The following is a 25,353-nucleotide window of genomic DNA, read 5'->3' as shown; positions in this document are numbered from 1 at the left end:
TTCAACAGCAACAGCTTATTCGATTTGGTATAACGGTACTTCATTAAAAATCAGTTTTTGTATAAGGGGTTCTCGGTAGTTTTTTACGGAAAATATGCGCTATGCAAATTCCAGAATAAAAAAGTGACATTTATTATACCCTAGGACCATTATTTGTGAAACACAAACCTTTTTTTTCTTCTGTTCATTATATGAATGTTTTTTTTTAGAGTTTTCTATCATTTTGTGCAAAACTAAATAATTATTCCTCAAAAACCTTTTTGCCTAAAACAAACCAGACATTATTGACGCCTTGTCCATTTATATCACCTGCCTGCTTATCTTTCACAAAGTAATAAAGTGGATGCCCTTTATACGTTGTTTGCTTTTGACCGTCATCTCTTATGATTGTTTTAAACTCTTTTTTATCGAAACCTCTAGTGGTGATGATGTTATCTGCATGGAAAGTCGGCCAAATTTCACTACATTGACCTTTGCAATTACTGACGCTAGAATCATCTTTTGTGAAATAATAAAGTGTCATTCCATCTTGGTCTGCTAAATATTTCCCTACTTTGTTTGATCTTAGCGTTTTAAGCTTGTACTTTTTTGACTCATCCTGAATTATATCCGTGATGGAGAAGGTTTTAACATTCACACGCGCAATAGAGAGATCCCGATTTAATACATAAGCCCGTTCCCCGTCGTGGCTAAAGACAATTGCTTGTCTTGGTTCGTTGAAACCGTCAATTGTTTTAACTACACGGTGATCAGCTATATTGATTACGTCGATCGTATTGTCAGTTTTATTGCTTGCAAAAAGGAGCTTGTTATCAGGCGAAAGAGCAGCACCATATGGTTCACGCCCCACTTTGATTTCACTCTTTATATTGCCGTCTAGGGTATCAACTGCAGAAATGCTGTTACGTCCGCTGTTCGCGGCATACAATGTACTTCCATCAGCGGTGATCGAGATTCCGCGAATCATAGAGAATCCTGATATTTCACGAATGATTTTCTGTGTTGCGGCTTCAACGACGGTTACTTTATCTCCTTGAAAGTTCGTGACAAAGATGTATTTTCCATCTGGAGAGACTTTAATGCCCTGTCTTGGTTGGGCGAAACCGGTAATGACTGCCATCGGTTTTCGTGTTTCCAAATCCACGACAGTGACGGAACTGTGTGCTTGATTGTTCACATATAATGTCTTTCCATCAGGGCTGACAGCAGTCCCGAATGCACCTGGACCAACGGCGACTTCATCTTTCAAGGTGAAGTTTTTTGTTCTGTAAAAACGAAGCATACCGAGCGTGCTGTCTGAGACGACAAATTCTGAGCCTCCATCAATAAACACAATATTTCTCGGTGAACCAAAGCCGCCGATCTTTTTGCGCAACTTGCCCTTGGTAAGATCGTAGACTAGTACGGATTGTTCACGGCTGTCTGAGACAACCGCTATTTGCTCATCCGGACTTACGGCAAGGGAATTGTTGGTGATGTGGCTGTCAAAGCCTATCTCTGACACTGGGATTTTACCTAAAGTAGAAGAAGCACCAATTACATTTGGTAGAATAGCCATAAATAGTAAGGCGATAATCCATACAATAATAAACTTCATTTTTTTCAACATTTCTTCACCTCGTTAAATATTTTTCTTGATAATTGTTAAAATATGATCCATTAAGCCAGATGGTTGAACAGGAGAATCGAATACCTGTCAATATGCTGGTTCTTAACCACCTTCCTTTGAAATTTCAATCAAGTCGGACTCCCTTCACTATAAATAAACGTATAGATGAGGATATTGGTTTGATTATTAATAAAAATTTTGCGGTTCATGTGTAGAGTGAATTGTATTGTCCCCATTTTAATTAGAATTTGATATGGTGATAGACTCTTAACAAAATTTGACCAAAAATGATAATTGAGTATTGCAGCTCTGAAGAAAGTTAATGTCAAGCGAAACAAACAAATACTCGGTATCAGCAAAGAGTGCTAATTATTAAAAATCAGAAAACTATCCAACTTGTTTAGGGTACGAAAATGATTCGCAGATAAAAGTGAATAAAACTTAAACGATAATCGTATCCTTCGGTTTTTAAATACGATTATCAAATAATATGAAGCATTAATTGCTGCATCCTAATTGAGCTTAAACCCAGTTATTTGTAACGAATAAATAAATGATTCATGAAGAAAAATAGGTTGAAAGACTGTCGTTGTTTGTAAAAGTTTGTAGGTCTATGTAAGTGTATGCGTGAATCTGCTCCTTTTTTTGTTCAAAGGGATCCATAAGTCCTGCATGAAAATTCCTAATTGGGTATGTGTTGTTTTTACACTTCTTCATACACCTTTAAAATTGTCCTTTTATACTTGAACCAGATTCAAACAATAGGAGGGAAAGATCAATGAATAATGATAGAGCAATGGATGATTTAATCAAGAATTGGAGCGAATTAGGTAAGAATATGGACCGCCGGAACTTTATCCAGGGAGCAAGTAAGCTTGCCGGACTTTCATTAGGTCTTGCCCTTGCCCAATCAATGGGCGGGATTGAAGTGAATGCAGCCCCGAAGTTCAGTGATTATCCATTTACTCTCGGTGTAGCTTCAGGTGATCCACTCTCGGATAGTGTAGTTTTATGGACAAGGTTGGCACCTGATCCGTTGAATGGCGGAGGAATGCCACAAGAAGCCATTTCCGTTAAATGGGAAGTGGCAAAGGATGAGAATTTCAGAAAGATTGTACAACAGGGCAAGGAAATAGCCAGGCCTGAACTGGGCCATTCCGTTCATGTGGAAGTAAGCGGGTTAAAACCTGATAAGGTCTATTTTTACCGTTTTAAAAGTGGTGGGGAAGTAAGTCAGACTGGGAAAACGAAAACACTTCCGTCAATAGGTTCAAGTGTTTCGAGCTTGTCATTCGCGTTTGTTTCATGTCAGCAATTTGAGCATGGTTATTATACGGCGTATAAACATTTGGCAAAAGAAGATCTGGATATTGTTTTTCACCTTGGCGATTACATATATGAATATGGTGCAAATGAATATGTTTCTTCAACAGGTAATGTCCGTGTACATAATGGTCCGGAGATCATTACGCTTGAGGATTATCGAAATAGATACGCTCAATACCGCTCTGATACCCATTTAAAGGCGGCACACGCGGCTTTCCCATGGGTCGTGACTTGGGATGATCATGAAGTTGAGAACAATTATGCAAATGTCATCCCGGAAAAAGGACAATCGGTTGAAGCATTCATCAAGAGAAGGGCAGCCGCTTATCAGGCTTACTATGAGCATATGCCCCTTCGTAAATCGTCATTGCCTAAGGGAGCGGATATGCGGTTATACAGAAATTTCACTTATGGAGACCTGGCCTCTTTCTTTGTACTGGATTCACGTCAATACCGGGATGATCAGGCAAACGGCGATGTCAGTTCACCGCAAACGCCTGAGTCACTTGATCCGAAACGAACATTACTAGGTCCAGAACAGGAACAGTGGCTAACTGATAATCTTTCGAAATCAAAAACGAAGTGGAATGTACTGCCGCAGCAGATTTTCTTTTCACAACGGAATTATGGAACACCTACCGCTCCCAAATTCAGTATGGATTCTTGGGATGGTTACCCGGCTGCACGCGATCGTTTGATTGATGTAATAAAAAGTAACAACCTGGAAAATTTGGTTGTTTTGACCGGTGATGTACATGCAAGCTGGGCGGCCAATTTAAAGACGGATTTTAATGATCCAAATTCAAAGCTTTTCGGAGTGGAGTTTGTCGGCACATCCATTACATCTGGTGGAAATGGAGCAGATAAGCGTGCGGATACGGATAAAATACTAAGTCAAAATCCACATATAAAGTTCTTTAATGATTATCGGGGATATGTCCGTTGCAAAGTAACACCAGAACAATGGAAGGCGGACTACCGTGTAGTCCCATTCGTGACAGAACCAGGTGCAGATATATCGACAAGAGCCTCCTTTGTTTTTGATAAAGATCAAACTGGGTTGCGAAAGGTTGCATCAGCAGCAGTTATGGAAGGTGTACAAAAAACGAACGAAGTCGAGGAAGATCGGACACGTGCCCATAATCGCGCACATGAAAAACAAAGAATGAACAAGCAGGGTAAAGTCACTAATTGATAGGAACAATCATGATGCTTGACAAGGATATGATAAAGAAAAATGAGAAGATCAAAGGAGTGAATAAGAATGCTTTCTAATATAGGGATACCCGGTCTAGTCATCGTCCTCGTGATTGCACTGATTATTTTTGGACCGTCCAAGCTGCCGGAAATCGGCCGTGCATTTGGTCGGACGTTATCGGAATTCAAAAGTGCAACCAAAGGATTGGTGAATGATTCAGATAAAGAGGATGAAAACGAGAATAAAGCTGCGTTAAGAGCGGTTAAAAAAGAGGGATGAATTTTATGAGATAGAGCGGGCGGAAAGACTCGCCTGCTTCTTTTCATGAGAAGAGTTCGAGGAGGAATTCATTAAGCCATTTTAATCCAGATAATATGGCTTGGAAATTGTCTGAAAAGGAGGAGTGAAAGTGGAGAGCAAGGATTTACACGTTATCGAGCATATGGAGGAACTACGAGGAAGAATCATTAAAACACTGATAGGCTTTCTTGTTTTCTTCATAGTGAGTTTCATATTTGTACAGGATATTTATGAACTACTCATTAAGGATTTAGATGGGAAGCTTGCTGTGCTTGGTCCAAGTGAAATTCTGTGGGTATATATGATAATTGCCGCGGTTTGCGCAATAGCCGCAACAATTCCGCTAGCTGCCTATCAGTTATGGCGCTTTGTGGCTCCAGCGTTAAAACCTGAAGAGAGAAAAGTTACATTTCGGTTCATTCCGGGGCTGTTCATTCTATTCATAACAGGTATCTCATTTGGATATTTTGTGTTGTTCCCGATAGTGCTGGGTTTCCTCACTTCCCTATCCGCAGGGCAGTTCGAGATGATGTTCACAGCGGAAAAGTATTTTCGGTTCATGATTAATTTAATCTTACCATTCGGGGTTTTATTCGAAATGCCGCTTGTGATCATGTTCCTGACCAGATTAGGAATCATCAATCCAACAGTGTTGAAAAAGTCGCGTAAGATTTCTTATTTCGTCCTGGTCATCATCTCAATCTTGATTACGCCTCCTGATATAATTTCGGACATTTTGGTTATCGTCCCATTGCTTGTGCTTTATGAAGTGAGTGTACAGCTGTCCAATATGGTTTATCGAAAAAGGCTGATGAAAGATGAGTCAGCATTACCTGTAACATGAAATGCATTCTGAAAAAACATTTCTTGGGAAATAGTTAATGGAACATACTTAAAAGTTGAGGGGGCGATTCCTCAACTTTTTTTATTGCGGAATAATACTTGATGGATTAAGTAAGTGCCTTACCCTTAAAAAATAAGCTTTTGCTTCCTCTAAGTGGACTTTTTGAATTGCGTAACCCATTTTAAAATTGTCAGGTTCCCAGATCTTTTGGATTTGTATCTTTGTCTTTCGTAAAAACATGCTCCTGATAAAATGGGGCATGTTTTATTTTATATTTTAGAAGGAGCGAGGATTCTGGTTAGCGAATAAATGTAATCACTTGAACATAAAACCAGTAATCTTCATTTCGCCCATTCCAACAGGAATGAGGTAAGGGGGAATTTTGAAAATTAATTTGATTAGAAAGGTGAATGATCCGGAAAAATTGGGATGCAGAAATGAATGTTGATTACATCGTTCAAGTATAAATATATATCTAGGGGGGAAAAGCATAATCAAAATATTGAAAGGGATGGTGAGAAGTTTATGAGGGATTTAATGAAAATTATCGCAGGAAACATTTCAATGACCTTTGCCTATGCCTTTTTAATCGTTCCCAATGAAATTATTAATGGAGGCGTAACTAGCTCGGCCTTATTATTGCATGCATTATCGGGTTATAACATTGCCATGCTCGCCAATTTCGTTACAGGATTACTATTAATCATTTGTTTAGTTTTTCTAGGGAAAGAGTACTTTTTTAAGTCGATTGTAAGTTCCCTTAGCTATATGCTTTTTTTCAATTTTTTTTATTCATTGAATATTAATTTTGATGTAAATATCTTTTTAGTGATTATCTTTTCGTCGATTTTGATAGCGATAGGATACTATTTATGTATAACAGCAAATGCCTCCACTGTTGGCTTTGACGTGCTCGCCTTAATTCTACATCATAAAAATGAAAAAATAGATATTGCAGTGACAATAAGGATCATTAATCTTATCGTACTGGTGTTGGGTCTTCTCGTTTATGGCTATACATCGATTATTAAGGGTGTTGCGTATACATTGCTTTTTTCATACCTTTTAAAAAAAATGCTGGATAGGAAGCCGAAGGCCCGAAAGGTAGGAACGGATAGTGCGTTCGATGAAAATTCCAGTGTGAAAGAAGTAAAATGAAAAAATTAGAGGTTTGAAGAGATCTGTATTAATGGCCGCCATTTGTTTTTTTTATTTCGTTATCTAAATATTCAGATTTTAAATTGACTTTAAAAATGTCAGAGTGTATTATACACATAGAAAGTGGTACTAACATCATGACGTAGTGATGTTATGTTCGCTTCGAATTTTAAAATAGCCTGAGGAAGGGGGAAGAAGTGAGTTATAGACTCTTTAGTTCATAGTGTTCCTGTGTTGTTTGAATATACCATGTTTCCAAGTTCCCACTATCTTTGTGTACATGTAAAGGACAGGCAGCTGTAAAGCCTTGTTTTTTAGCGATTATTTTAGTTGATTCCCCAAAATATTGAAAGTTGGTGGAGGGTATGAAACATCAACAGGAAGAACTGAAACCAGGTCTGAAACAAAGACATTTAACGATGATATCTTTGAGTGGTGTCATAGGCGCTGGTTTATTCGTAGGAAGCGGTATCATTATTGGTCAAACGGGTCCCGGGGCGATTTTATCCTATGTTTTGGCAGGCTTGATCGTTGTTTTAGTCATGAGGATGCTGGGGGAAATGGCTACAGTGAATCCCGATACTGGATCTTTTGCCGTATATGCAAGGGATGGGATTGGTGAATGGGCCGGTTTCACTACAGGTTGGTTATATTGGTTCTTTTGGGTTATCGTAATTGCATTGGAAGCAACAGCTGGAGCTGCGATCATACATGGATGGCTTCCTTCCGTTCCCGTCTGGGTCATAAGTCTATCATTGATAATCCTATTGAAACTGACGAATATATTTTCCGTAAAATCGTTTGGTGAGTTTGAATACTGGTTTTCTATCATTAAAATAATCAGTATCATCTTATTTTTGTGTCTGGGTGTGGCAGTGATCTTAGGATTTATCCCAACGATAAAACCACCCGGAACTTCCAATCTTTTGAATTTTGGCGGTTTTATTCCAAATGGGATAAGTTCTGTACTTGTTGGCGTCGCAATCGTTTTTCATGCATTTGTTGGAGTGGAGATTCCTGCGATAGCTGCTGGTGAGACGAGTGATCCGGTCAAGTCAGTTAGAAGTGCATTGAATAGCGTGGTTTGGCGAATCCTGATTTTCTATATTGGGTCCATAGCCGTACTAGTGACGCTTTTACCCTGGAATTCAGCTTCCTTGCTGAAAAGTCCATTTGTTGCCGTACTTGAAATGCTAGGAATCCCTTCTGCTGCGCTAATCATGAATATAGTTATTCTCATTGCATTGCTTTCCTGTTTAAATTCAGGATTATATACAAGCTCACGCATGTTGTTTTCACTTGCACAAAAGGGGGACGCTCCAAGGGTATTTTCAAAAGTGAGCAAGAATGGTGTCCCTATATTTGCTGTAGTCGGTTCTACTTTATTTGCCTTTATCAGCACCATTTTCAGTTACGTTTCACCTGATAAAATCTTTTTCTTTTTAGTGAATTCCTCGGGTGGGGTCGGAATTCTTGTCTATCTGGCCATTGCGGTTTCCCATCTCCGATTAAGGAAGAGAATGGAGAAAGAGAATCCCGGAATTTTCAAGATCAAGATGTGGCTGTTCCCGTATTTGACGTATGCAACCATTCTTTCCATGATTTCCGTGTTGATATTAATGGCATTTATCGATTCACAGCGTCCACAGTTTATCTTTACCATGCTATTTAGCTTGATCATTATCTGTTCATTCTTTTTCATACGACGTAAAAAAGCGAAATATATCGAGAATGAATTAAATATTGTTTCTGGTTCCCCTAATTCTGAAAAGTTATAGCTTTAGCTCTATACCATCCATTATTAACTTAAAGTAATGCTTCGTTTACTTCTATGGAATTCCTCAGACAAAATTCTTCAATCACATTTCACCTAGAATATGATTCCCATAGAAAAAGAGAGTTGTGCCAACTAGATGGCATCTGTCTTTTAAATCATGAAGGAGGGATTATGTTGAATGGTTTCCGTGTATTAACTAATGGGTTCATCCTTGGAGCCATATTGTTATCAGGCTGCAACGATTCAGCTAAACCGGAAGAAGGCCAACAAGAAAAAAATCCAGTAATAAAAGAAAAGTCGGATCCAAATCCAGGTGAAGCCCAAAATGCAGAGGTTATTAAAAAAGGTGTCAGCGAGGTGCTTCAATCCATTAACGCATTGGAAACAGAAGTAAGCACAAAGGCGGATGTTGAGGAAATTCAAAAAGTGGGAAAAGAGATCAGTTCTGCCTGGGATTCGATAGAAAAGCAAGTGGAAGATGAATATCCCGATTGGTATGAACGAATTGAGAAAAACCTATACCCATTAATTGGGGAGTCAGGGAATCCTGATAAAGACCCGGAAAAAATTAAACGACTCTCTGAAGCTACTAAAGAAGACCTACAGCTATTTTTGGAAGAAATGAAATGAATTCACTTTATACCCGGGTTGAACACCAGTGGAGAATTTACGGGTGTCTATGGTGGTTTTGAAGGAGGTAAGGATGAGGAGGGGAGTATAGATTGGAAAGTGCAAAAAAATGCAAAGAAGTTCAAGCAGTAATATTTGATTGGGCAGGAACTACGGTGGATTATGGTTGTTTTGCACCGGTACAGGCATTTGTCGAGATATTCAGGATAAGGGGGATTGATATTACCATTGAGGAAGCAAGGGAACCTATGGGGTTATTGAAAATGGATCATCTAAGGGAACTCTTGAAAATCAATAGAATATCCAAGTTATGGATTTCGAAATATGGAAAAGAACCGGATGAAATTGAGCTTAGATCGTTATATAAGGACTTTGAGGCTTTGCTTTTTAAGGTTCTTAAGGAGAACGCCAAGCCAATACCAGGCGTAATTGAATTAGTCAGCCGTTTAAGGCAGCAAGGAATAAAAATCGGTTCGACAACAGGGTATACTCGTGAAATGATTAATGTTGTTAAAGAAGAGGCGGAAAAATGGGGCTATCACCCGGATTCCATTGTTGCATCCAACGAAGTGCCTGCAGGACGGCCTGCCCCTTGGATGTGCTTTCAGACGGCGATGAATCTCCAAGTGTATCCCCTCAGTAAAATTGTTAAAGTCGGCGATACGATCAGTGACATCAAAGAAGGCATTTCTGCAGGAATGTGGACTGTTGCCGTATTGAAAGGCGGAAGTGAAATCGGTCTTTCAGAAACAGAAATCAACGATATGGACCCATATGATCTGCAAAAACGGATGAAACATGCAGAAAACCGTTTTCTGAATGCAGGTGCCGATTTCGTAATTGATGAAATAGGCGATTTATTGGAGATCATCGACAGGATCAACTACAGATTGACAGAAAAAAAGGATATATTTATTGTTTAAAGAAAAATCATTGATGTAATGCATAAGTTTGTGACTTTGATGGATAATGATCTTGTTTAAATTCAAAATATTCAATTTATTCATTGACTGTTTCATCCAATGGTAGTATTATACATCTTATAACTGGTACGGACGTTGCAACGTCATTATCAGAAATAAATATAATTAAGGAGAATGTGCTATGGTCGAAACAAAAATGTTAAGAGGAACGAAAGTTAAAATGACACCAAGTGAAGCCATCGTTGAGACATTGGTGGCTGAGGGAGTTAAACATATCTCGGGAATCCTGGGATCCGCTTTCATGGATATGCTTGATTTATTGCCAACTGCAGGTATCCGTTTCATTGGTGTCCGCCATGAACAAAGTGCTGCACATATGGAAGATGCCTATTGTCGGGTCTCAGGTGTTGCAGGGGTTGTCATCGGGCAAAACGGACCTGGAATGACCAATATGGTCACCTCTGTTGCAGCGGCCAATCAAGCTCATACTCCTATGGTGGTCATCTCTCCATCAGCTGGTACACCAACGGTTGGATGGGATGGTTTTCAAGAATGTGATCAGGTTTCCATATTCAAGGCCATCACGAAAGAAACGGTTAGAGTGACACATCCAGGCAGGGTCGCTGATTGCCTTAGGACAGCATTTCGGATTGCCTATGCAGAGAGGGGGCCGGTTTTATTCGATATCCCCCGTGATTATTTCTATGGTGAAGTGGAAGATCAAATACTGCAACCACATCAATATCGCGTAGATGAACGCGGCTGCGGATCTTCTGCATCATTGGATAGAGCGGCTGAAATTTTAGCTAAGGCTGAGTATCCTGTCATTATTTCCGGTAGGGGAACCGTTGATTCAGATGGCATTGAGGAAATTAAGAATATTGCAGAATATTTAACAGCTCCGGTAGCTGTCTCCTATATGCATAATGATGCCTTTCCTGCTGATCACCCATTGTCAGTCGGCCCAATCGGTTACATGGGTTCAAAGGCTGCCATGAATACACTTAAGAAAGCGGATGTCATTTTAGCGGTCGGTACAAGATTATCGGTATTTGGAACGTTACCATGCTATGACATTGATTATTTTCCTAAAGATGCACAAATCATTCAAATAGACATTAACCCAAGGCAAATAGCGAGGACGCACCCTGTGGAAGTCGGGATCATCGGAGATGCCCGTGAAGCGAGTCGTGAAATCTTGAAACGCTTGAAGGCAAGTAAACCTAATCTAAAACAAGAAAAAAAGCGGATAGTCGAAATAACGAATGAAAAACAAAAATGGGAAGAAGAATTGGTGAAACTTGCGATGATCGATGGAACCCCGATCAATCCGCGTCGAGCCCTACTGGAATTGACTAAAGTGTTGCCTGAAAATGCCATCGTCACTACAGATATCGGTAATGTATCATCAACTGCAAACGCTTACTTGAAATTCAATCAGAGCCGCAGGCATATCGCTGCGCTTACATTCGGGAATACGGGATTTGCTTACCCTTCCGCACTAGGTGCCAAATTAGCTGAGCCGAATACGCCTGTTATAGCCATTGTTGGAGATGGAGCGTGGGGTATGAGCTTACATGAAGTGAGTACGGCTGTTGAAGAAAACATACCGGTCATTGCATGTGTCTTCAATAATAATGCATGGTGCGCAGAGAAAAAGAACCAGGTCGATTTTTATAATAACCGTTTTGTAGGGGCGGATATCCAAAATCCTGATTTTGCAGAAGTTGCGCGATCTATGGGTGCTGTTGGTATAAGAGTGGAAAAACCTGAGGAGTTAGGCTCTGTCATTGAAAAAGCAATAAAATCAAACAAACCGACTGTGATTGATATACAAGTGGATGGAACACAATTAGCTCCTCCTTTTAGAAAAGATGCATTAAAAATGCCTACTAGATTATTAGAAAAATATTCTCACTTAGATCATAAAAACTGGGATAAATAATGGTGTGAAAAGAGTGATATGACTTGTGCGATGACTTGGTGAACTATTCGGGTCATCGTATCATCACCAATTCGCCTAAAAGATCTGTAACAGCATGGGAACTTAACTTAATTGCATTCAATGAAAAATAAGGGGGTTTCAATAGTGAAGATGGAAACTGAAACGAAAGACCTTGTTCAAATGGATAAAGACCATTTATGGCATGCGATGCATCGCTATAATGAGAAGGATGCTCCCATGATGGCTACAGAAGGATCCGGCTCATGGTTCACAGATTCTAAAGGTGATAAATATTTAGATGGGGTTTCCGGTTTATGGTGCTTGAACCTGGGTCACGGACGAAAAGAAATTGCCCAGGCAGCCTATGAACAAATGATTAACTTATCTTACTTCCCTTTAACGTTAAGCCATAAGCCGGCAATCGAATTATCTGCAAAAATTAGTGAACATTTAAAGGGCTCTTATACTACCTTTTTTACGAACAGCGGCTCTGAGGCGAATGAAACAGCTTTTAAAATAGCAAGGCAATATCATTCTCAAAATGGGAATCAGGGTAAATACAAATTCATCTCAAGGTATAGAGCTTATCATGGTAATACTTTCGGCGCGCTTAGTGCAACAGCACAGGCTAATCGGAGAGTGAAATATGATCCGGCGGTTCCAGGTTTCCTGCATGTGCCACCACCGTACAGTTATCGAAGTCCGTTTGGGGAAAACGTTGAAAATTCCGATTTGCTTGCAGCTGAATATATCGATCAGGTCATTAACTTTGAAGGAGCTGAAACTGTAGCAGGTGTTATTCTTGAACCATTCATTTCTGGTGGCGGGGTCCTTATTCCTTCGAAGGAATACTTAACGAGGGTTTCGGAAATTTGTAAGAAGCATGATGTTCTTTTAATTGTGGATGAAGTGGTTTCAGGTTTTGGAAGAACCGGAAAAATGTTTGGGTTCATGCACTCCGATGGGGTTCAACCGGATATTGTAACGATGGCAAAGGGTTTGACTAGTGGTTATCTTCCACTTGGAGCAACGGCAGTGAATTCCAGGATTTATGAGAAATTCAAGGATAATGGAAATTTAAATCATTTCAGGCATGTGTCAACATATGGAGGCCATCCTGCATCTTGCGCAGTTGCGCTAAAGAACATTGAAATCTTAGAAAATGAAAAAATCGTGCAACGAGTATCTGAACTTAGTGAATCGACACTAAGTGAGCTCTTTGAATTGACAGCCCTGGATAAAGTAGGGGAAGTTCGGGGAGTTGGGTTTTTATATGGTATTGAATTAGTGAAAGATAAAAAGACAAAAACGCCAGTTTCCGATGAATTCATGGGTAAAATAATAGGGGCTTGCAAGGAAAAGGGTCTTATCATCGGTCGTAATGGTGATACAGTTCCTGGATATGGAAATGTATTGATCATTGCACCGCCTTTATCTTCGACCGTTGAAGATTTACGCTTTGTCATAGAAACGGTTAAATCCGTTTTATATGAATTATGCTAAAGATGATTAGCTTTAGGGTGCTATATTTATAGACGAATTTGAAGATGGGCATGATATGTCTAACCGTTTTGACATCCATGTCCATTTTTTCATATTGGGTTTCACAGTGTGGGGAAACTGGATCCGAAGTAGGAGGAAATATGCAATCACAACAAAGGTTATTAGTGGTTCTTGCACATCCCGATGATGAATCATTCTTGTGTGGCGGAACCATTGCCAAAATGTCCGAGCAAGGTGTTCATATAACTTTACTATGTGCGACAAAAGGCGAAATGGGTAGGCGGATGGGGAATCCGATTCTTGCAACGAGAGAGTCATTGCCTGGATTAAGAGTAAAGGAGTTAAACAGCGCTTGTGAAGAGTTAGGGATCAACGACCTTCGATTTTTACATGTAAGGGATAAAACCATTGAATTTGAATCCATCGATTTATTAGCAGAGAGAATCGTAAAGGTGATTCGTGAAGTTCGACCGGATGCACTAGTCACATTCCATGAGAAATATGGGGGACACCCAGACCATTGTGCGATTGGTCGTGCAGCAGAATTGGCTTTTTTAAAATCCGGTGATCCCGGTTTTTATCCAGATCCCGTTTTTCCCGCTATTAAGGTTCATAGCCTGTACTTTGTCCTTTGGCATGCTTTTCATGAAAAATGGTTAAAGGAAAACGGGCTGAGCAGTATCACAAGAGTGAATATAGCAGGGACTTTACAGAAAAAGATCCGTGCCCTAAGGTCCCATCGTTCCCAGACTCTAGCCGTTCCTGAATTGTGGGGGAATCAAATTCCAAGCTTGCCTTTTTTAAAGAAATTCGAGTATTTTATCAAAGGTAATTCTCCTAATGATATGGAAGACAACGATCTTTTTCAAACGATAGAAAGAATGAGATGATTCGTAATGCTTTGGTTTATCCGGAAAGGGGGAAGGAATGTATGGAATTAGAAAAATATGAACCACTGGAAGAAACAATTCAGGAACAGCAAAATTCGAAATCACCGCTTCAAAATAGAGTGCTAATGTGGATGAGCGGTATCGCTTTCACCTTTTTTATTGCACTTTTAGGCTTGGGGCTGTCCAAGATTGCAGGATTCAATCGAATCGGCCCTCTTGCGTGTTCGATCATCATTGCCGTGATTTATCGTCAAATCGCTGGATATCCAGAAAGGTTCCGGACGGGAATTGAATTTTCCGCTAAAAAACTTTTGCGTTTTGCCATTATTTTATACGGATTGAAATTAAATATCGATGTGATTTTCAATCAGGGTTTGCCATTGTTGGTCCGTGATATAGGGACAGTAACATTTGCTATAGTCGTGATGGTCCTGATTGCAAAGTGGTTTAAGGCAGATGCCTCCATTTCCCTTCTTCTTGCTGTTGGAACTGGGATATGCGGTGCAGCAGCCATCGCTGCAATATCTCCAATAGTGAAAGCTAAGGAAGAAGATACAGCCATAGGCGTTGGGATAATCGCTTTAATGGGAACACTTTTCTCCATTATTTATACCCTTTTACGTCCGATCCTTCCGATCTCTGCTTTGGATTATGGTATATGGTCCGGGATCAGTCTCCATGAAATCGCCCATGTTGCATTGGCAGGAGCCCCGGCTGGTGAAGATGCGCTAGCGATTGCACTCCTCGCGAAATTGGGCCGTGTCTTTTTACTTATCCCTTTATGTTTCATTTTTATGTATTGGATGAAAAAACGTACATCCGGGAAAATGGGCCATGATGCCAAAATTGATTTTCCATGGTTCCTCGTTGGTTTTATAATCATGAGTCTAATAGGAAGTTATGTGTTTGGAACTTATATTACGGTGTCTCCAATTGTAATGGATGGTATTTCGAAAACGACTACATTCATATTAACGATGGCCATGATCGGTCTTGGACTGAATGTCAGCCTGCAGGCACTTCGCACAAAAGCCATGCGTCCTCTTTTAGCCATGACCATTACCTCTTTGTTGCTTTCGATTATCTCATACTTTATCGTTTAATATATTTATCCATTGTGGCCCCACTAAGCAGGCCTGATAAACCTTGAATACGCGGTATTATTCGGGCTTATTTATTCTTCAAAAGAAAACGGTTTTTGAACGTGATGTATTGGAAAAGGAGTAAAGGAAACTTGCGACTTTCTAATTTATGGAAAAAAATGAACGCTGGCGTGTTTGAAAATTATAACTATTTGGTTTACAATATAAGAACTGATACGAACATTACGATGTCTTTTTCTGTTTGGAGGAAATTTTATGGAGTTAGACTTTAAAAATCCAATCCCATTACACGCACAATTAAAAACCATATTGGAAAACCAGATTTTAGAAGGTTACTATAAGGACAAAATCCCGAGCGAAAGGGAACTCATGGATATGTATTCTGTCAGCAGGAGCACTGTACGGGAAGCCGTATCCATCCTGGTTCGTGAAGGGATATTGGAAAAAAGGCATGGGAAGGGAACGTTCGTTTCCCTTAAACCTGTACAGGAATGGCTTAAGATGATAAGTTTCACTGAAACCACTAAAAGCATGGGGATTAAATTACTGGACCATGGCCGTGTTTTGACACCAGAAAATATAGCTGATGCAAATGGTTTTGAAGATGAATCTTACCATATTAAAAGGCTGCGGCTGCAGGGAGATGTCCCCATAGCGATAGAATTACATTATTATTCTTTGGACTTAGGACAAAAATTGACGAAATTCGATTTAAGCACCACAGTATTATATGACGCGCTCGAAGGTGATCTTAACATTAACTTTTGTGAAGCGGAACAAATTATAACATGCGGCTTTCCAACAAAAGAAGATGCTGAACATTTAGGTATAACAGAAACGATGTGCTTGCTGATTACAGAAAGAATGATTTTTGATTCTGATGGTAATTTAGTAGAATATTATAAAGGTTTATTCAGGTCGGATATGTACTCATTCGCTATGAAAATGTCGCGGAAGAATAACTGATTTTATTTTTCCGACGCAAAAAATGACCTAAGCCTTTAGAGTGGTTTAGGTCATTTTCGGTTCTCAAATCATTAAGATGGTTGGTTTTTAACAGTTTAAAAACACCAGTCAAATTATTCTATTTAAACCCATTATCCACGTAATTATTTTATAGTATTAAACGTACACAAAGATTGGAGAGATTGTCTACATTAATAACATCGACATATTTTTTTATTAAATATGATCAACAAAATTATTCGTGACTGTACATTTTTCCGGATGGATAACTAAGAAAGAACACCTTTAATGAGATGGTTTTTTTATTCAGCCGAATTAGTGGTCTTACCATCCTCCAATTTAGCCGAAATAAGCCCAAGTACAACTCCAAGCAGCGCACCTGCTCCCACTTCCACAGGCTGATGTCCGAGCAGTTCATTCAGTTCTTTCTCACGCTCCACATACTCAAAACTTGGAAACTCACCAGAAAATTTCGCCAGATTATCTTCAAGATCATTCACAAGCTTTGCAATTTCGCCTGTATGGCGCCGAATCCCCTGAGCATCATACATCACAATCACGCCAAACACTGTCGCAAGTGATGTCTCCGTATGCAACCATCCTTTATTGGCTGCCACATAGGATGCCAGTGCTGCCACACCCGCAGAGTGCGAACTAGGCATGCCGCCTGTTGTGAAAGCCTGCTTCAAGTCCCACTTTCCCGTAAGCCTATTATGCGTTAAAATTTTCAATCCTTGCGCAATGCCAATTGCCGACAGCGCCGTTAAAATTCCCCGATTCATCTTTTCCATGAGCAACTCCTCCACTCCAGACCAGTCCCAATCCAATCCGGGAATTTGTCTTCTCTCTTTTGATACCCAAAATATAATCTTAATATGCGGAAGTCATCCATGATTTATCAGCATTTATTAAAAGTCTACTTGTGTTATTTTGCTTCAGTTTTTACGGGGAAAGGCGTTGTTTCATATTAATATTTATAGGATTGGTCCCTTAAGGAAAATCTATAACGGAATATTATTAACACGGTGTTAAGGTGGCTATGGAATGAACAAGATCAAGGATATAAATCCGGAAGAGTTAAAAAGGATTCAGACTGTAACCAAGCAATTGTCTTTCACAAAAAACTTCAGGTCTGCTACTGCTGAAGAATGGTTTGTTTTCATTCCCGGCTTTAAGGATCCAGTTACTGGGGGTGCTGCTGGAAAGGCTATAGTTCATTACAATCTATATGGAAACAAAGATATGTTCATTAACACAACGGTCATTCTGGATGACCCTGTTCTATTTGAGGAAGAAAACTTTCAACTGGTTTACTCTATATGTGATGAACTTGTAAATCGACTGGTAGGATACGCTGATACTTTGCTGTCAGTGCACGCAGGTTCAAATTCTTATAATGCTGAGTACAAACGGTAATGGTGGTAAGAAGAATAAGGAGGAAAAACAGTGCATCATAATCTGGTTCAATCAATAATCGAACATTCAGTCCCGCTTACAAGTGATGGTGATTGGGGTAAGCTCGTTCAACAAGTTAAAAATTCAAAATTTGTTTTGCTGGGAGAGGCATCACATGGAACATCCGAATTTTACACGGCCCGAGTTGAAATAACAAAAAAACTTATTAAAGAAAAAGGGTTCACCTTTGTAGCCGTTGAAGGCGATTGGCCCGCATGCCAGGCAATTAATAGATATGTTAAAGGTTATGATCAAGTAACTAAATCCGCACACGATGTTCTTAAAAGTTTTAACCGCTGGCCGACCTGGATGTGGGCAAACGAGGAAATGATCGATCTGATTGAATGGATGAAAGAATACAATGAGTCTGGACAAAAACAAACGAAAGTTGGATTTTATGGGATAGATATCTATAGTCTTTGGGAATCCATGGATGAAGTCATCCATTACTTAAAACAAATAGATTCACCTGACCTCGAAGCTGCCAGACAGGCATTCACATGCTTTGAGCCATTTAATCGGAATAACGAAGAGTACGCAGTTTCCGCAGGCATTTTTTCTGAAGATTGCATAGAGGAAGTAGCCAAATTACTGACAACCATTCAGAGAAAAAAAGAAAAATACCCCCATCACGAGGAATTGAATTTGAATCTTCAAGTGAATGCATTGGTAGCGTATAATGCCGAAAATTATTACAGGACTATGGTGGTTCATGACGATAGATCATGGAATATTCGAGATATGCATATGGTGGATGCACTTAATGAAATTATGGATTTTTACGGTTCAGAAGGCAAGGCGATTGTATGGGAACATAATACCCATGTCGGCGATGCCAGCGCTACTGATATGAAGGATTCAGGGATGATTAATGTCGGCCAGGTCATTCGTGAGCAAAACCCAACTGAAGATGTATTTATCACAGGTTTCGGAACCTACAGTGGAACTGTTATTGCAGCAGATGAATGGGGTATGGAATTTGAAATAAAAACAGTACCCCGGGCAACGAATGGAAGTTGGGAGGAGGCAATGCATCTTTCGGGGGCGTATGATAAGTTGCTCATTTTCACCGATGAAAATCGTCAGCTATTCCAAGATAGGATTGGACATCGGGCGATTGGAGTTGTATACAGACCGGAATATGAACAATATGGAAACTATGTACCTTCTGTAATGTCAGATAGATATGATGCTTTTGTTTACATTGATGAAACTCAGGCCCTTCACCCGCTTGTTCATGAAAAAGCACCCGTTATGTAAAAAATATAAATATACAAGCCCTGTATAACATGTCGAGTTATAAAGGGCTTTGCCTTTTTGTTCGTGCTAATTCTTAATGCTACCTAATGTGGTCTTATCATCTCGACGGAAACCAAAGTCTTTGCGTTCGATCACTTCTGTTTTTGAAGCTTTATGAATAGCTAATGAATCGTTCGTACAAAGGGATTAAAATATTTAAGATAAAAACCATTCTATAAAGAATGGTTTTTATCTTGATATCTATTTGCGGATGGACTGGATTTTTTAAATGAACCTCCAATTAATAAGGTGAATAATTAAGGGCCTCCTAAACAGACGGTTAATAAAGTTCCGAAACCGATTGGTCCTGAAAATGACTGCCATAACTAAGAAGAAAAGATAAATGAATGTTTTTGAATATGGTGTATTTCTTCCAGTTAAATCTTGAATGATCAGCATCAAAAGGTCTACAGGATTTGGGGCGAAATTTGTGCATGTAAGTAGATAGCCGTTCCTACTAGTCCAATAACCATTAACCCAAACGTTAAACAAACATGTTTAATGAGCAGTTGTTCTGGCTTTACCAAGTTATTCAGTAAAAAAAGCCATATATCGATACCAAGACCTAATATTAAAGCAGTTAGTAGACCCAATAATTCTGGTCATTGCCTTTTTAAAAGCGAATTTAAAAATATCATGATAGGTCTGATTGAATGGTTAAAGAACAACCAAGGGTTAAAAGTATGATCCCCATCAGTAAAGGTTAATATTTGTTTTACTCACATTTAACACACTTATTCATTAACTAATTCTTTTATCATCAAAAGATGTGGACCGCCATCTTCCATAAAGACATCGGATGAAGTGTGATAGCCAAGTTTTTTATAAAAACCCTCTGCCTGTGTTTGCCCATGTAATTTAATCTGGGATATTTCCTTTTTATTTGCAATTTCTTCCAACGTTTTAATTATTATTTTTCCAAGACCAAATTTACGGTAAGGCTCTAAGATGCAAATCCTCTCCAATTTACCTAAACCATCAACAACTCTTAACCTACCAGTTCCGACTGGTTTTTCATTATAATAGACTAATATGTGTTCAGATATAGCATTAAGTGTATCAAATTCATCAAATTCACTTTCTAAAGGGAAACCTTGTTCCTCGACAAATACTTCTTTTCTGATTTGAAAGGCTATTTTTAAATCATTTTCTGTAGTTATTCTCTTTGAATCCAATGTTCTTCATCCCTTTTCTAGATTTATTCAGTAAGACAAGTCATAATATATGTATATCCTTTTTATAGTATATACGAAAATATTTTTGTTGTAAATACAACAAAAAAAGTCAGGGGCTTTTTGAATGAAGGAAATACTCCGTGAAATTGGAATGATAGCAAGGGCATTGGATTCTATAAGTAATATCGAATTTAAAGAATTAGACCTTACAAAAGGGCAGTATTTGTATCTTGTACGAATATGTGAAAATCCAGGAATCATTCAAGAAAAGGTAGCAGAAATGATAAAGGTTGACCGAACGACAGCAGCTCGTGCAATTAAAAAACTTGAGATACAAGGTTTTATTGAAAAGAAAGATGATGCTGACAACAAAAAAATCAAAAAGTTATATCCTACTGATAAAGGTGAAAAAGTATATCCCTTTTTACAGAAAGAAGGGGAGTATACCGACAAGGTGGCATTAACCGGATTTTCTAGGGACGAAACGGAATTGATTTTTCATCTTCTTCAAAGGGTCAGAAAAAATATTGAGGTAGATTGGGAATTTGTAAAAAAAGGGAATAAAAGGGAGTATTGACACATCTTATAAGTTATTCGCTTCATGGATGACTGATTGGAGCATTAGTTAAAGCACTTAAGCTGGTTGTGGAGATAAATTGATAAAAAGAGGCTCGATTTCGTTTGGAAATTGAGCCTCTTTCATATTATCCAGCTACATTTTCAGTGAACTGACTATTGTATAGATCTGCATAGAAACCATTCACCCTTAAAAGTTCTGAATGTGTTCCTTTCTCTATCACTTTTCCTTGATCCATAACTAGAATCAAATCTGCATCCTTAATCGTTGAGAGACGATGGGCAATGACAAAGCTAGTTCGTCCTTCCATGAGTCGGTTCATGGCCTTTTGAATAAAGACTTCGGTCCGAGTGTCAACACTAGACGTCGCTTCATCCAATATCATGATTGGTGGATCTGCTAGAACAGCTCGGGCGATTGTCAAAAGCTGCTTTTGTCCTTGTGAGATGTTAGAAGCTTCTTCGTTTAAGATTGTCTCATACCCATCTGGCAGTGTCCGAATGAAATGGTCGGCATGTGCCGTGCGGGCAGCTGCAAAAATTTCTCCATCAGTTGCTCCATTTTTGCCATAAGCGATATTTTCTTTAATCGTGCCATTAAAGAGCCAGGTATCTTGAAGCACCATCCCAAAGTTTTTTCGAAGATCACTCCTGGACATATTCCGTGTATCAAGACCATCAATATTAATCTTTCCGCCATTGAGTTCATAAAATCTCATCAGGAGATTTATCATGGTCGTTTTTCCAGCACCAGTCGGTCCAACAATTGCGACCGTCTGTCCAGGCAAGACATCGATGTTCATATCTTTAATTAACATTTCTTTCCCGTAGCCAAAGTCCACATGTTCAAAAGTGACAGCACCATTTGCTCTCTTTATATTAGCTGTGGTTTTTTCTTTCATTTCCTCTTCTTCATCAAGTAGCTCAAAGACACGCTCAGCTGCTGCAACCGTCGACTGAATAATGTTTGCGATGTTAGCTGTCTGTGTGATCGGCTGGGTGAACTGCTTTGAATATGTGATGAATGCCTGAATATCACCAATCGAGATCGAACGTTGCGTTACCAATATTCCGCCGACAACGCTGATGAGTACATAACTCAAATTTCCGATAAAGAACATCATGGGCATGATGATACCGGATATAAACTGAGCTTTGCTTCCCGCTTTATACAACTCTTCATTAACCATGGTAAACTGGGCACTCGCCTTTTTTTCATGTCCGAATGCTTTAACGACTTGATGGCCAGTATACATTTCTTCAATGTGGCCATTTAATTGTCCGAGTGTACGCTGTTGATCGGCGAAATGTTTTTGGGATCTTTTTAAAATAGGCCGGATTGCAAATATTGACAAAGGTAAGCTTACTATCGAGATTAATGTCAATAACGGGCTAATCGAAAGCATCATGATGATAATCCCCAAAATCGTTACGATCGAAGTGATGAACTGCGTTAAGCTTTGCTGAAGGGTGCTTCCGATCGTATCAATATCATTTGTCATTCGGCTAAGTGTTTCCCCGTTTGGACGTCCTTCAAAATATTTGAGAGGAAGTTTCGCGAGCTTTTCGTTAACATCTTCTCGTAAATCATATACTGTGTCCTGTGCAACACTTGACATAATGTATTGTTGTACATAGTTGAAAAGGCTGCTTAAGGCATAAAGTCCGGCAAGCAGTAGAAGGATCTGGCCAATTTTATCAAAGTTAATAGCTGCTCCTGGTATTCCCTGGAATTTCCCGTAAGCTCCTTCGAATAATTCTGTAATTGCATTTCCCATGATCTTTGGTCCAACAATCATAAAAATAGTACTCATGATTGCAGCGAAGAACACGGAAATCAATTTGTTGCGCCGCGGTTTTAAATAGGCCAAGAGGCGTCTTAGTGTTCCTTTAAAATCTTTTGCTTTTTGACCCATCATCATCATGTTACCGCCACCGGGACCATGCCCAACCTGACCGCCGCTTTGAGGTTTTTTTTGATTACTCATGCAATTTCCTCCTCTGTGAGCTGTGATAAGGCGATCTCACGGTAAATGTCGTTTGTACTAAGCAACTCTTGGTGTGTTCCCATACCTACAATGTGGCCTTCGTCCAACACAATGATTCGGTCAGCGTCCACGACCGTACTGACACGCTGGGCAACGAGTAGTACTGTCGAATTTTTCGTTTCATCTTTCAGGGCTGCGCGAAGGTTGGCATCCGTCTTGAAGTCAAGTGCAGAAAAACTATCATCGAATATATAAATATCGGGTTTCCGAATGAGTGCCCGTGCGATCGAAAGTCGTTGTTTTTGCCCTCCTGATAGGTTTGAACCGCCTTGTTCAATTTCTGCCTGATAGCCGTCTTTCATTTTGCTGATAAAATCTTCCGCTTGGGCGATCCGAGCCGCATGCTCGACTTCATCTTGTGTGGCTGTTTGTTTTCCAAAGCGAATGTTTTCAGAGATAGTACCAGTAAAGAGGATGGCCTTTTGTGGTACAAAGCCAATTTTTGAGCGAACTTCATCTTGTGATGACTTACGAATATCAACACCATTGACGCGAATCGTTCCACTTGAAATATCATAGAAGCGAGGGATCAAATTGACGAGCGTCGTTTTCCCTGAGCCTGTTCCACCGATTATTGCGGTGATTTCACCAGGACTTGCAGAAAAACTAATATCCGATAATGCAGGTTCTTCTGCACCTGGGTAACTGAACGTCACATGTTCAAATTCAAGTGTACCATGTTCACGATCTGCCTTTTCTGTACCCTCATCCAGGAATGAAGGTTTCATGTCAAGGACTTCGTTTATCCTTGTTGCCGACACGGCCGCACGTGGAACCATAACGAACATCATGGATGCCATAACGAGGGCGAACATAATTTGCATAACATATTGGATAAAGGCCATTAAGTCCCCGATCTGCATACCGCCGTTATCAATACGAATTCCACCAAACCAAATGATACCAACAACCGTCAAGTTCATTACTAGCATCATTACAGGCATCATGAATGCCATGATTTTATTGACCTTGATCGAGACATCCGTCAATTCTTTATTCGCTTTCTTAAGACGTTCCTTCTCTTGTGTTTCACGATTGAAGGCACGAATGACGCGAATACCAGTTAAATTTTCCCGTAATACAAGGTTCAACCTGTCTAATCGTTTTTGCACCGTTTGAAAGAGTGGCACACCTTTATATAGAATAAGCAGGATCGACCCAATCAACAAAGGCATTGTGACAACAATGACAAGAGATAATTTTGCATCCATGGATACTGCCATGATCAAACCGCCGATTAACATGATAGGTGCACTGATAACCATACGTAGCATCATGATAACCACCTGCTGGACTTGTGTTATATCATTGGTCGTCCGAGTAATCAATGATGCGGTACCTACTTCATCAAATTCTTGTAAGGAAAATTTTTCAACATGATTAAAGACTTTCAGCCGGAGATCGCGTCCCATTCCCATAGCCGCTTTGGACGAATAGTAGCTTGCGATTATGGAAGCGCAAGCGCCAAGAGCGGAAACCAGCAGCATCAAACCACCAATTTTCCAAATGTATGGAATGTCTCCTCGAACGACGCCTTTGTCAATAATATCGGCCATTAATGTAGGCAAAAAGAGGTCCGACATCGATTGAATAAAAACCAGTCCGATGACTGCTGAAATAATCCACTTATAAACGGATAAATTTTTCAGTATTTTTATCATTTTGTACACTCTCCCTGTTCGGTAGCTTGTGCTTCTAAAAAGTTTGTAATTTGAAGATGCGTTTCAAGCAGCTCTTCAAACTGTTCTTCCGAAAGTAATTCAATGGCCGATTGGAAAATTTGATGAATGCTTCCTTCGTGAAAATGGATCGTTTGTAATAAATTTTTCCCCTGTTCGGTGATTGACAACTGAATCTCACGCCGGTTGCCCTCCACAAGCTCGCGATGGAGCATACCTGCCCGAACGAGGCCATCAACCGCTTGGCTCAAGGTGCTTTTTGGAAGAAATGTTTTCTCCCCAACGGTTTTTTGAGTCATCTCCGTTTGAAGAGTGATGGCCATCAAAATGGAATATTGCGGAACTGTCAATCCATTTTCTGCCGTTGTCTTTTGAACGAACCGCATTATATTTTTCTGCACGTTCCAAAATGAACGCAAAAGTTGTACGGAACGCATCAACTGTTTTTCATTCTTCACTCAACATCACCATTCTTTCTTTTTCGAACTGTTCCATATTGAACATTTAATTTTATGAATCATTTTAATTTACATCTATCTTTCCGCTTCGTCAACAAAAAAACGACTTCAACACCCCGGGGTTTTCTGGACTTTGGTGCATACATGGAAATGAGTTTTAAAGTCAGGCGAGGCTTTCGCGTGAAAACAAACCATACAATGTGAAATTAACTTGAAAATGTGAACTGATAAGTGTTAGGATAATATTGAGTTAGTACCAGGTAATAATAGTAGATGATAACGTAAATGAGAATGTACGGGTGTTAAATGGCAAGCATGTATACATAATAGAATTTTTCTTCCGTAGAACATAACAGGACTTAAGTTTGCGAGACAAACAGACAGCTAATAAGAAAGATTGGTAATTTGTGATACAGAGCCCCATTTTAAATAAGGTGCCAATATGAGGGAAATATTCTGGTTTTAACGGGGAAATGTTTTAATTATTAGGT

General features: G+C 39.5%; 21 protein-coding genes and 1 pseudogene. 15 read left to right on the top strand and 7 right to left on the bottom strand.

From position 1 onward, the window contains the following. Positions 1 to 241: 241 nt before the first annotated feature. Positions 242 to 1,504 (bottom strand): beta-propeller fold lactonase family protein, encoded by a 1,263-nt coding sequence (locus tag QUF86_RS21715; RefSeq protein WP_289335624.1) that lies wholly within the window; start codon positions 1,502 to 1,504, stop codon positions 242 to 244. An 883-nt stretch (positions 1,505 to 2,387) separates the two neighbouring features. Between QUF86_RS21715 and QUF86_RS21710 the strand changes: the two genes are divergently transcribed. The 12 genes from QUF86_RS21710 to QUF86_RS21655 all read left to right on the top strand — a co-directional run bounded on the left by QUF86_RS21710 (position 2,388) and on the right by QUF86_RS21655 (position 16,172). Next, entirely contained in the window at positions 2,388 to 4,130 is a 1,743-nt protein-coding gene (locus QUF86_RS21710) for an alkaline phosphatase D family protein (protein WP_421155222.1), read from the top strand. Positions 4,131 to 4,199: 69 nt separating this feature from the next. Beyond that, complete coding sequence (locus tag QUF86_RS21705) at positions 4,200 to 4,412, top strand: twin-arginine translocase TatA/TatE family subunit (protein ID WP_289316748.1); 213 nt, start codon at positions 4,200 to 4,202, stop codon at positions 4,410 to 4,412. 163 nt (positions 4,413 to 4,575) lie between these two features. After that, complete coding sequence (gene tatC, locus QUF86_RS21700; protein WP_483313961.1) at positions 4,576 to 5,277, top strand: twin-arginine translocase subunit TatC; 702 nt, start codon at positions 4,576 to 4,578, stop codon at positions 5,275 to 5,277. Positions 5,278 to 5,814: 537 nt separating this feature from the next. After that, positions 5,815 to 6,435 (top strand): YitT family protein, encoded by a 621-nt coding sequence (locus QUF86_RS21695; RefSeq protein ID WP_289335622.1) that lies wholly within the window; start codon positions 5,815 to 5,817, stop codon positions 6,433 to 6,435. A gap of 365 nt (positions 6,436 to 6,800) precedes the next feature. Continuing rightward, positions 6,801 to 8,213: an amino acid permease gene (locus QUF86_RS21690; protein ID WP_289316745.1), complete on the top strand. Its 1,413-nt coding sequence runs from the start codon at positions 6,801 to 6,803 to the stop codon at positions 8,211 to 8,213. 173 nt (positions 8,214 to 8,386) lie between these two features. Next, positions 8,387 to 8,842 (top strand): hypothetical protein, encoded by a 456-nt coding sequence (locus tag QUF86_RS21685; RefSeq protein WP_289335621.1) that lies wholly within the window; start codon positions 8,387 to 8,389, stop codon positions 8,840 to 8,842. Positions 8,843 to 8,934: 92 nt separating this feature from the next. Further along, on the top strand, positions 8,935 to 9,765 hold the full coding sequence (gene phnX / locus QUF86_RS21680) for a phosphonoacetaldehyde hydrolase (protein ID WP_289335620.1): 831 nt from the start codon (positions 8,935 to 8,937) through the stop codon (positions 9,763 to 9,765). A gap of 181 nt (positions 9,766 to 9,946) precedes the next feature. Further along, positions 9,947 to 11,710: a sulfoacetaldehyde acetyltransferase gene (gene xsc, locus QUF86_RS21675; RefSeq protein WP_289316742.1), complete on the top strand. Its 1,764-nt coding sequence runs from the start codon at positions 9,947 to 9,949 to the stop codon at positions 11,708 to 11,710. Positions 11,711 to 11,860: 150 nt separating this feature from the next. Continuing rightward, the gene (locus QUF86_RS21670; protein ID WP_289318405.1) at positions 11,861 to 13,213 is read left to right on the top strand and encodes an aminotransferase; all 1,353 of its coding nucleotides are present in this window, start codon (positions 11,861 to 11,863) and stop codon (positions 13,211 to 13,213) included. A gap of 140 nt (positions 13,214 to 13,353) precedes the next feature. Then, on the top strand, positions 13,354 to 14,103 hold the full coding sequence (locus tag QUF86_RS21665) for a PIG-L family deacetylase (RefSeq protein ID WP_289316741.1): 750 nt from the start codon (positions 13,354 to 13,356) through the stop codon (positions 14,101 to 14,103). Between the two features lie 41 nt (positions 14,104 to 14,144). Beyond that, entirely contained in the window at positions 14,145 to 15,206 is a 1,062-nt protein-coding gene (locus QUF86_RS21660) for a YeiH family protein (RefSeq protein ID WP_483313661.1), read from the top strand. Positions 15,207 to 15,461: 255 nt separating this feature from the next. After that, positions 15,462 to 16,172, top strand: a complete 711-nt coding sequence (locus tag QUF86_RS21655; protein ID WP_289316740.1) for a GntR family transcriptional regulator — start codon at positions 15,462 to 15,464, stop codon at positions 16,170 to 16,172. Positions 16,173 to 16,474: 302 nt separating this feature from the next. On the opposite strand, the gene QUF86_RS21650 is transcribed toward QUF86_RS21655, so the two are convergent. Next, positions 16,475 to 16,963 carry a divergent PAP2 family protein gene (locus QUF86_RS21650; protein WP_289316739.1) on the bottom strand — a complete coding sequence of 163 codons (489 nt, stop codon included), beginning with the start codon at positions 16,961 to 16,963 and terminating at the stop codon, positions 16,475 to 16,477. Between the two features lie 253 nt (positions 16,964 to 17,216). Between QUF86_RS21650 and QUF86_RS21645 the strand changes: the two genes are divergently transcribed. Further along, positions 17,217 to 17,588: a hypothetical protein gene (locus QUF86_RS21645; RefSeq protein WP_289316738.1), complete on the top strand. Its 372-nt coding sequence runs from the start codon at positions 17,217 to 17,219 to the stop codon at positions 17,586 to 17,588. Positions 17,589 to 17,618: 30 nt separating this feature from the next. Next, positions 17,619 to 18,887: an erythromycin esterase family protein gene (locus QUF86_RS21640; RefSeq protein ID WP_289335618.1), complete on the top strand. Its 1,269-nt coding sequence runs from the start codon at positions 17,619 to 17,621 to the stop codon at positions 18,885 to 18,887. Between the two features lie 302 nt (positions 18,888 to 19,189). Here the strand turns inward: QUF86_RS21640 and QUF86_RS21635 are convergent. Both QUF86_RS21635 and QUF86_RS21630 read right to left on the bottom strand, forming a co-directional pair. Next, positions 19,190 to 19,620 (bottom strand): annotated as a pseudogene (locus QUF86_RS21635) (DUF6198 family protein); the annotation flags it as partial. Between the two features lie 40 nt (positions 19,621 to 19,660). Further along, on the bottom strand, positions 19,661 to 20,101 hold the full coding sequence (locus QUF86_RS21630; protein WP_289335616.1) for a GNAT family N-acetyltransferase: 441 nt from the start codon (positions 20,099 to 20,101) through the stop codon (positions 19,661 to 19,663). Positions 20,102 to 20,225: 124 nt separating this feature from the next. Between QUF86_RS21630 and QUF86_RS21625 the strand changes: the two genes are divergently transcribed. Then, entirely contained in the window at positions 20,226 to 20,678 is a 453-nt protein-coding gene (locus QUF86_RS21625) for a MarR family winged helix-turn-helix transcriptional regulator (protein ID WP_289316735.1), read from the top strand. A gap of 127 nt (positions 20,679 to 20,805) precedes the next feature. Here QUF86_RS21625 and QUF86_RS21620 read toward each other — a convergent pair whose 3' ends face one another. Genes QUF86_RS21620 through QUF86_RS21610 form a run of 3 tightly spaced genes read right to left on the bottom strand, consistent with a single transcriptional unit; the run spans position 20,806 to position 24,862 of the window. Continuing rightward, complete coding sequence (locus QUF86_RS21620; RefSeq protein ID WP_289335615.1) at positions 20,806 to 22,665, bottom strand: ABC transporter ATP-binding protein; 1,860 nt, start codon at positions 22,663 to 22,665, stop codon at positions 20,806 to 20,808. Continuing rightward, positions 22,662 to 24,386 carry an ABC transporter ATP-binding protein gene (locus QUF86_RS21615; protein ID WP_289335614.1) on the bottom strand — a complete coding sequence of 575 codons (1,725 nt, stop codon included), beginning with the start codon at positions 24,384 to 24,386 and terminating at the stop codon, positions 22,662 to 22,664. The genes QUF86_RS21620 and QUF86_RS21615 overlap by 4 nt, the downstream gene beginning before the upstream one ends. Next, positions 24,383 to 24,862 (bottom strand): MarR family winged helix-turn-helix transcriptional regulator, encoded by a 480-nt coding sequence (locus tag QUF86_RS21610; RefSeq protein ID WP_289335613.1) that lies wholly within the window; start codon positions 24,860 to 24,862, stop codon positions 24,383 to 24,385. The genes QUF86_RS21615 and QUF86_RS21610 overlap by 4 nt, the downstream gene beginning before the upstream one ends. Positions 24,863 to 25,353 lie beyond the last annotated feature (491 nt).

The organism is Peribacillus sp. NJ11, from assembly GCF_030348405.1.
Classification (GTDB): domain Bacteria; phylum Bacillota; class Bacilli; order Bacillales; family DSM-1321; genus Peribacillus.
Note: the sequence above shows the minus strand (reverse complement) of the source record. Positions and strands in the feature narration are given on the sequence as shown.

Bases quoted from the DNA above. Each gene is read 5' to 3' on its own strand.
- QUF86_RS21710 (WP_421155222.1), top strand. From the start codon at position 2,388: ATGAATAATGATAGAGCAATGGATGATTTAATCAAGAATTGGAGCGAA.
- QUF86_RS21705 (WP_289316748.1), top strand. From the start codon at position 4,200: ATGCTTTCTAATATAGGGATACCCGGTCTAGTCATCGTCCTCGTGATT.
- tatC (WP_483313961.1), top strand. From the start codon at position 4,576: ATGGAGGAACTACGAGGAAGAATCATTAAAACACTGATAGGCTTTCTT.
- QUF86_RS21695 (WP_289335622.1), top strand. From the start codon at position 5,815: ATGAAAATTATCGCAGGAAACATTTCAATGACCTTTGCCTATGCCTTT.
- QUF86_RS21690 (WP_289316745.1), top strand. From the start codon at position 6,801: ATGAAACATCAACAGGAAGAACTGAAACCAGGTCTGAAACAAAGACAT.
- xsc (WP_289316742.1), top strand. From the start codon at position 9,947: ATGGTCGAAACAAAAATGTTAAGAGGAACGAAAGTTAAAATGACACCA.
- QUF86_RS21670 (WP_289318405.1), top strand. From the start codon at position 11,861: ATGGAAACTGAAACGAAAGACCTTGTTCAAATGGATAAAGACCATTTA.
- QUF86_RS21665 (WP_289316741.1), top strand. From the start codon at position 13,354: ATGCAATCACAACAAAGGTTATTAGTGGTTCTTGCACATCCCGATGAT.
- QUF86_RS21660 (WP_483313661.1), top strand. From the start codon at position 14,145: ATGGAATTAGAAAAATATGAACCACTGGAAGAAACAATTCAGGAACAG.
- QUF86_RS21655 (WP_289316740.1), top strand. From the start codon at position 15,462: ATGGAGTTAGACTTTAAAAATCCAATCCCATTACACGCACAATTAAAA.
- QUF86_RS21650 (WP_289316739.1), bottom strand. From the start codon at position 16,963: ATGGAAAAGATGAATCGGGGAATTTTAACGGCGCTGTCGGCAATTGGC.
- QUF86_RS21645 (WP_289316738.1), top strand. From the start codon at position 17,217: ATGAACAAGATCAAGGATATAAATCCGGAAGAGTTAAAAAGGATTCAG.
- QUF86_RS21625 (WP_289316735.1), top strand. From the start codon at position 20,226: ATGAAGGAAATACTCCGTGAAATTGGAATGATAGCAAGGGCATTGGAT.
- QUF86_RS21620 (WP_289335615.1), bottom strand. From the start codon at position 22,665: ATGAGTAATCAAAAAAAACCTCAAAGCGGCGGTCAGGTTGGGCATGGT.
- QUF86_RS21615 (WP_289335614.1), bottom strand. From the start codon at position 24,386: ATGATAAAAATACTGAAAAATTTATCCGTTTATAAGTGGATTATTTCA.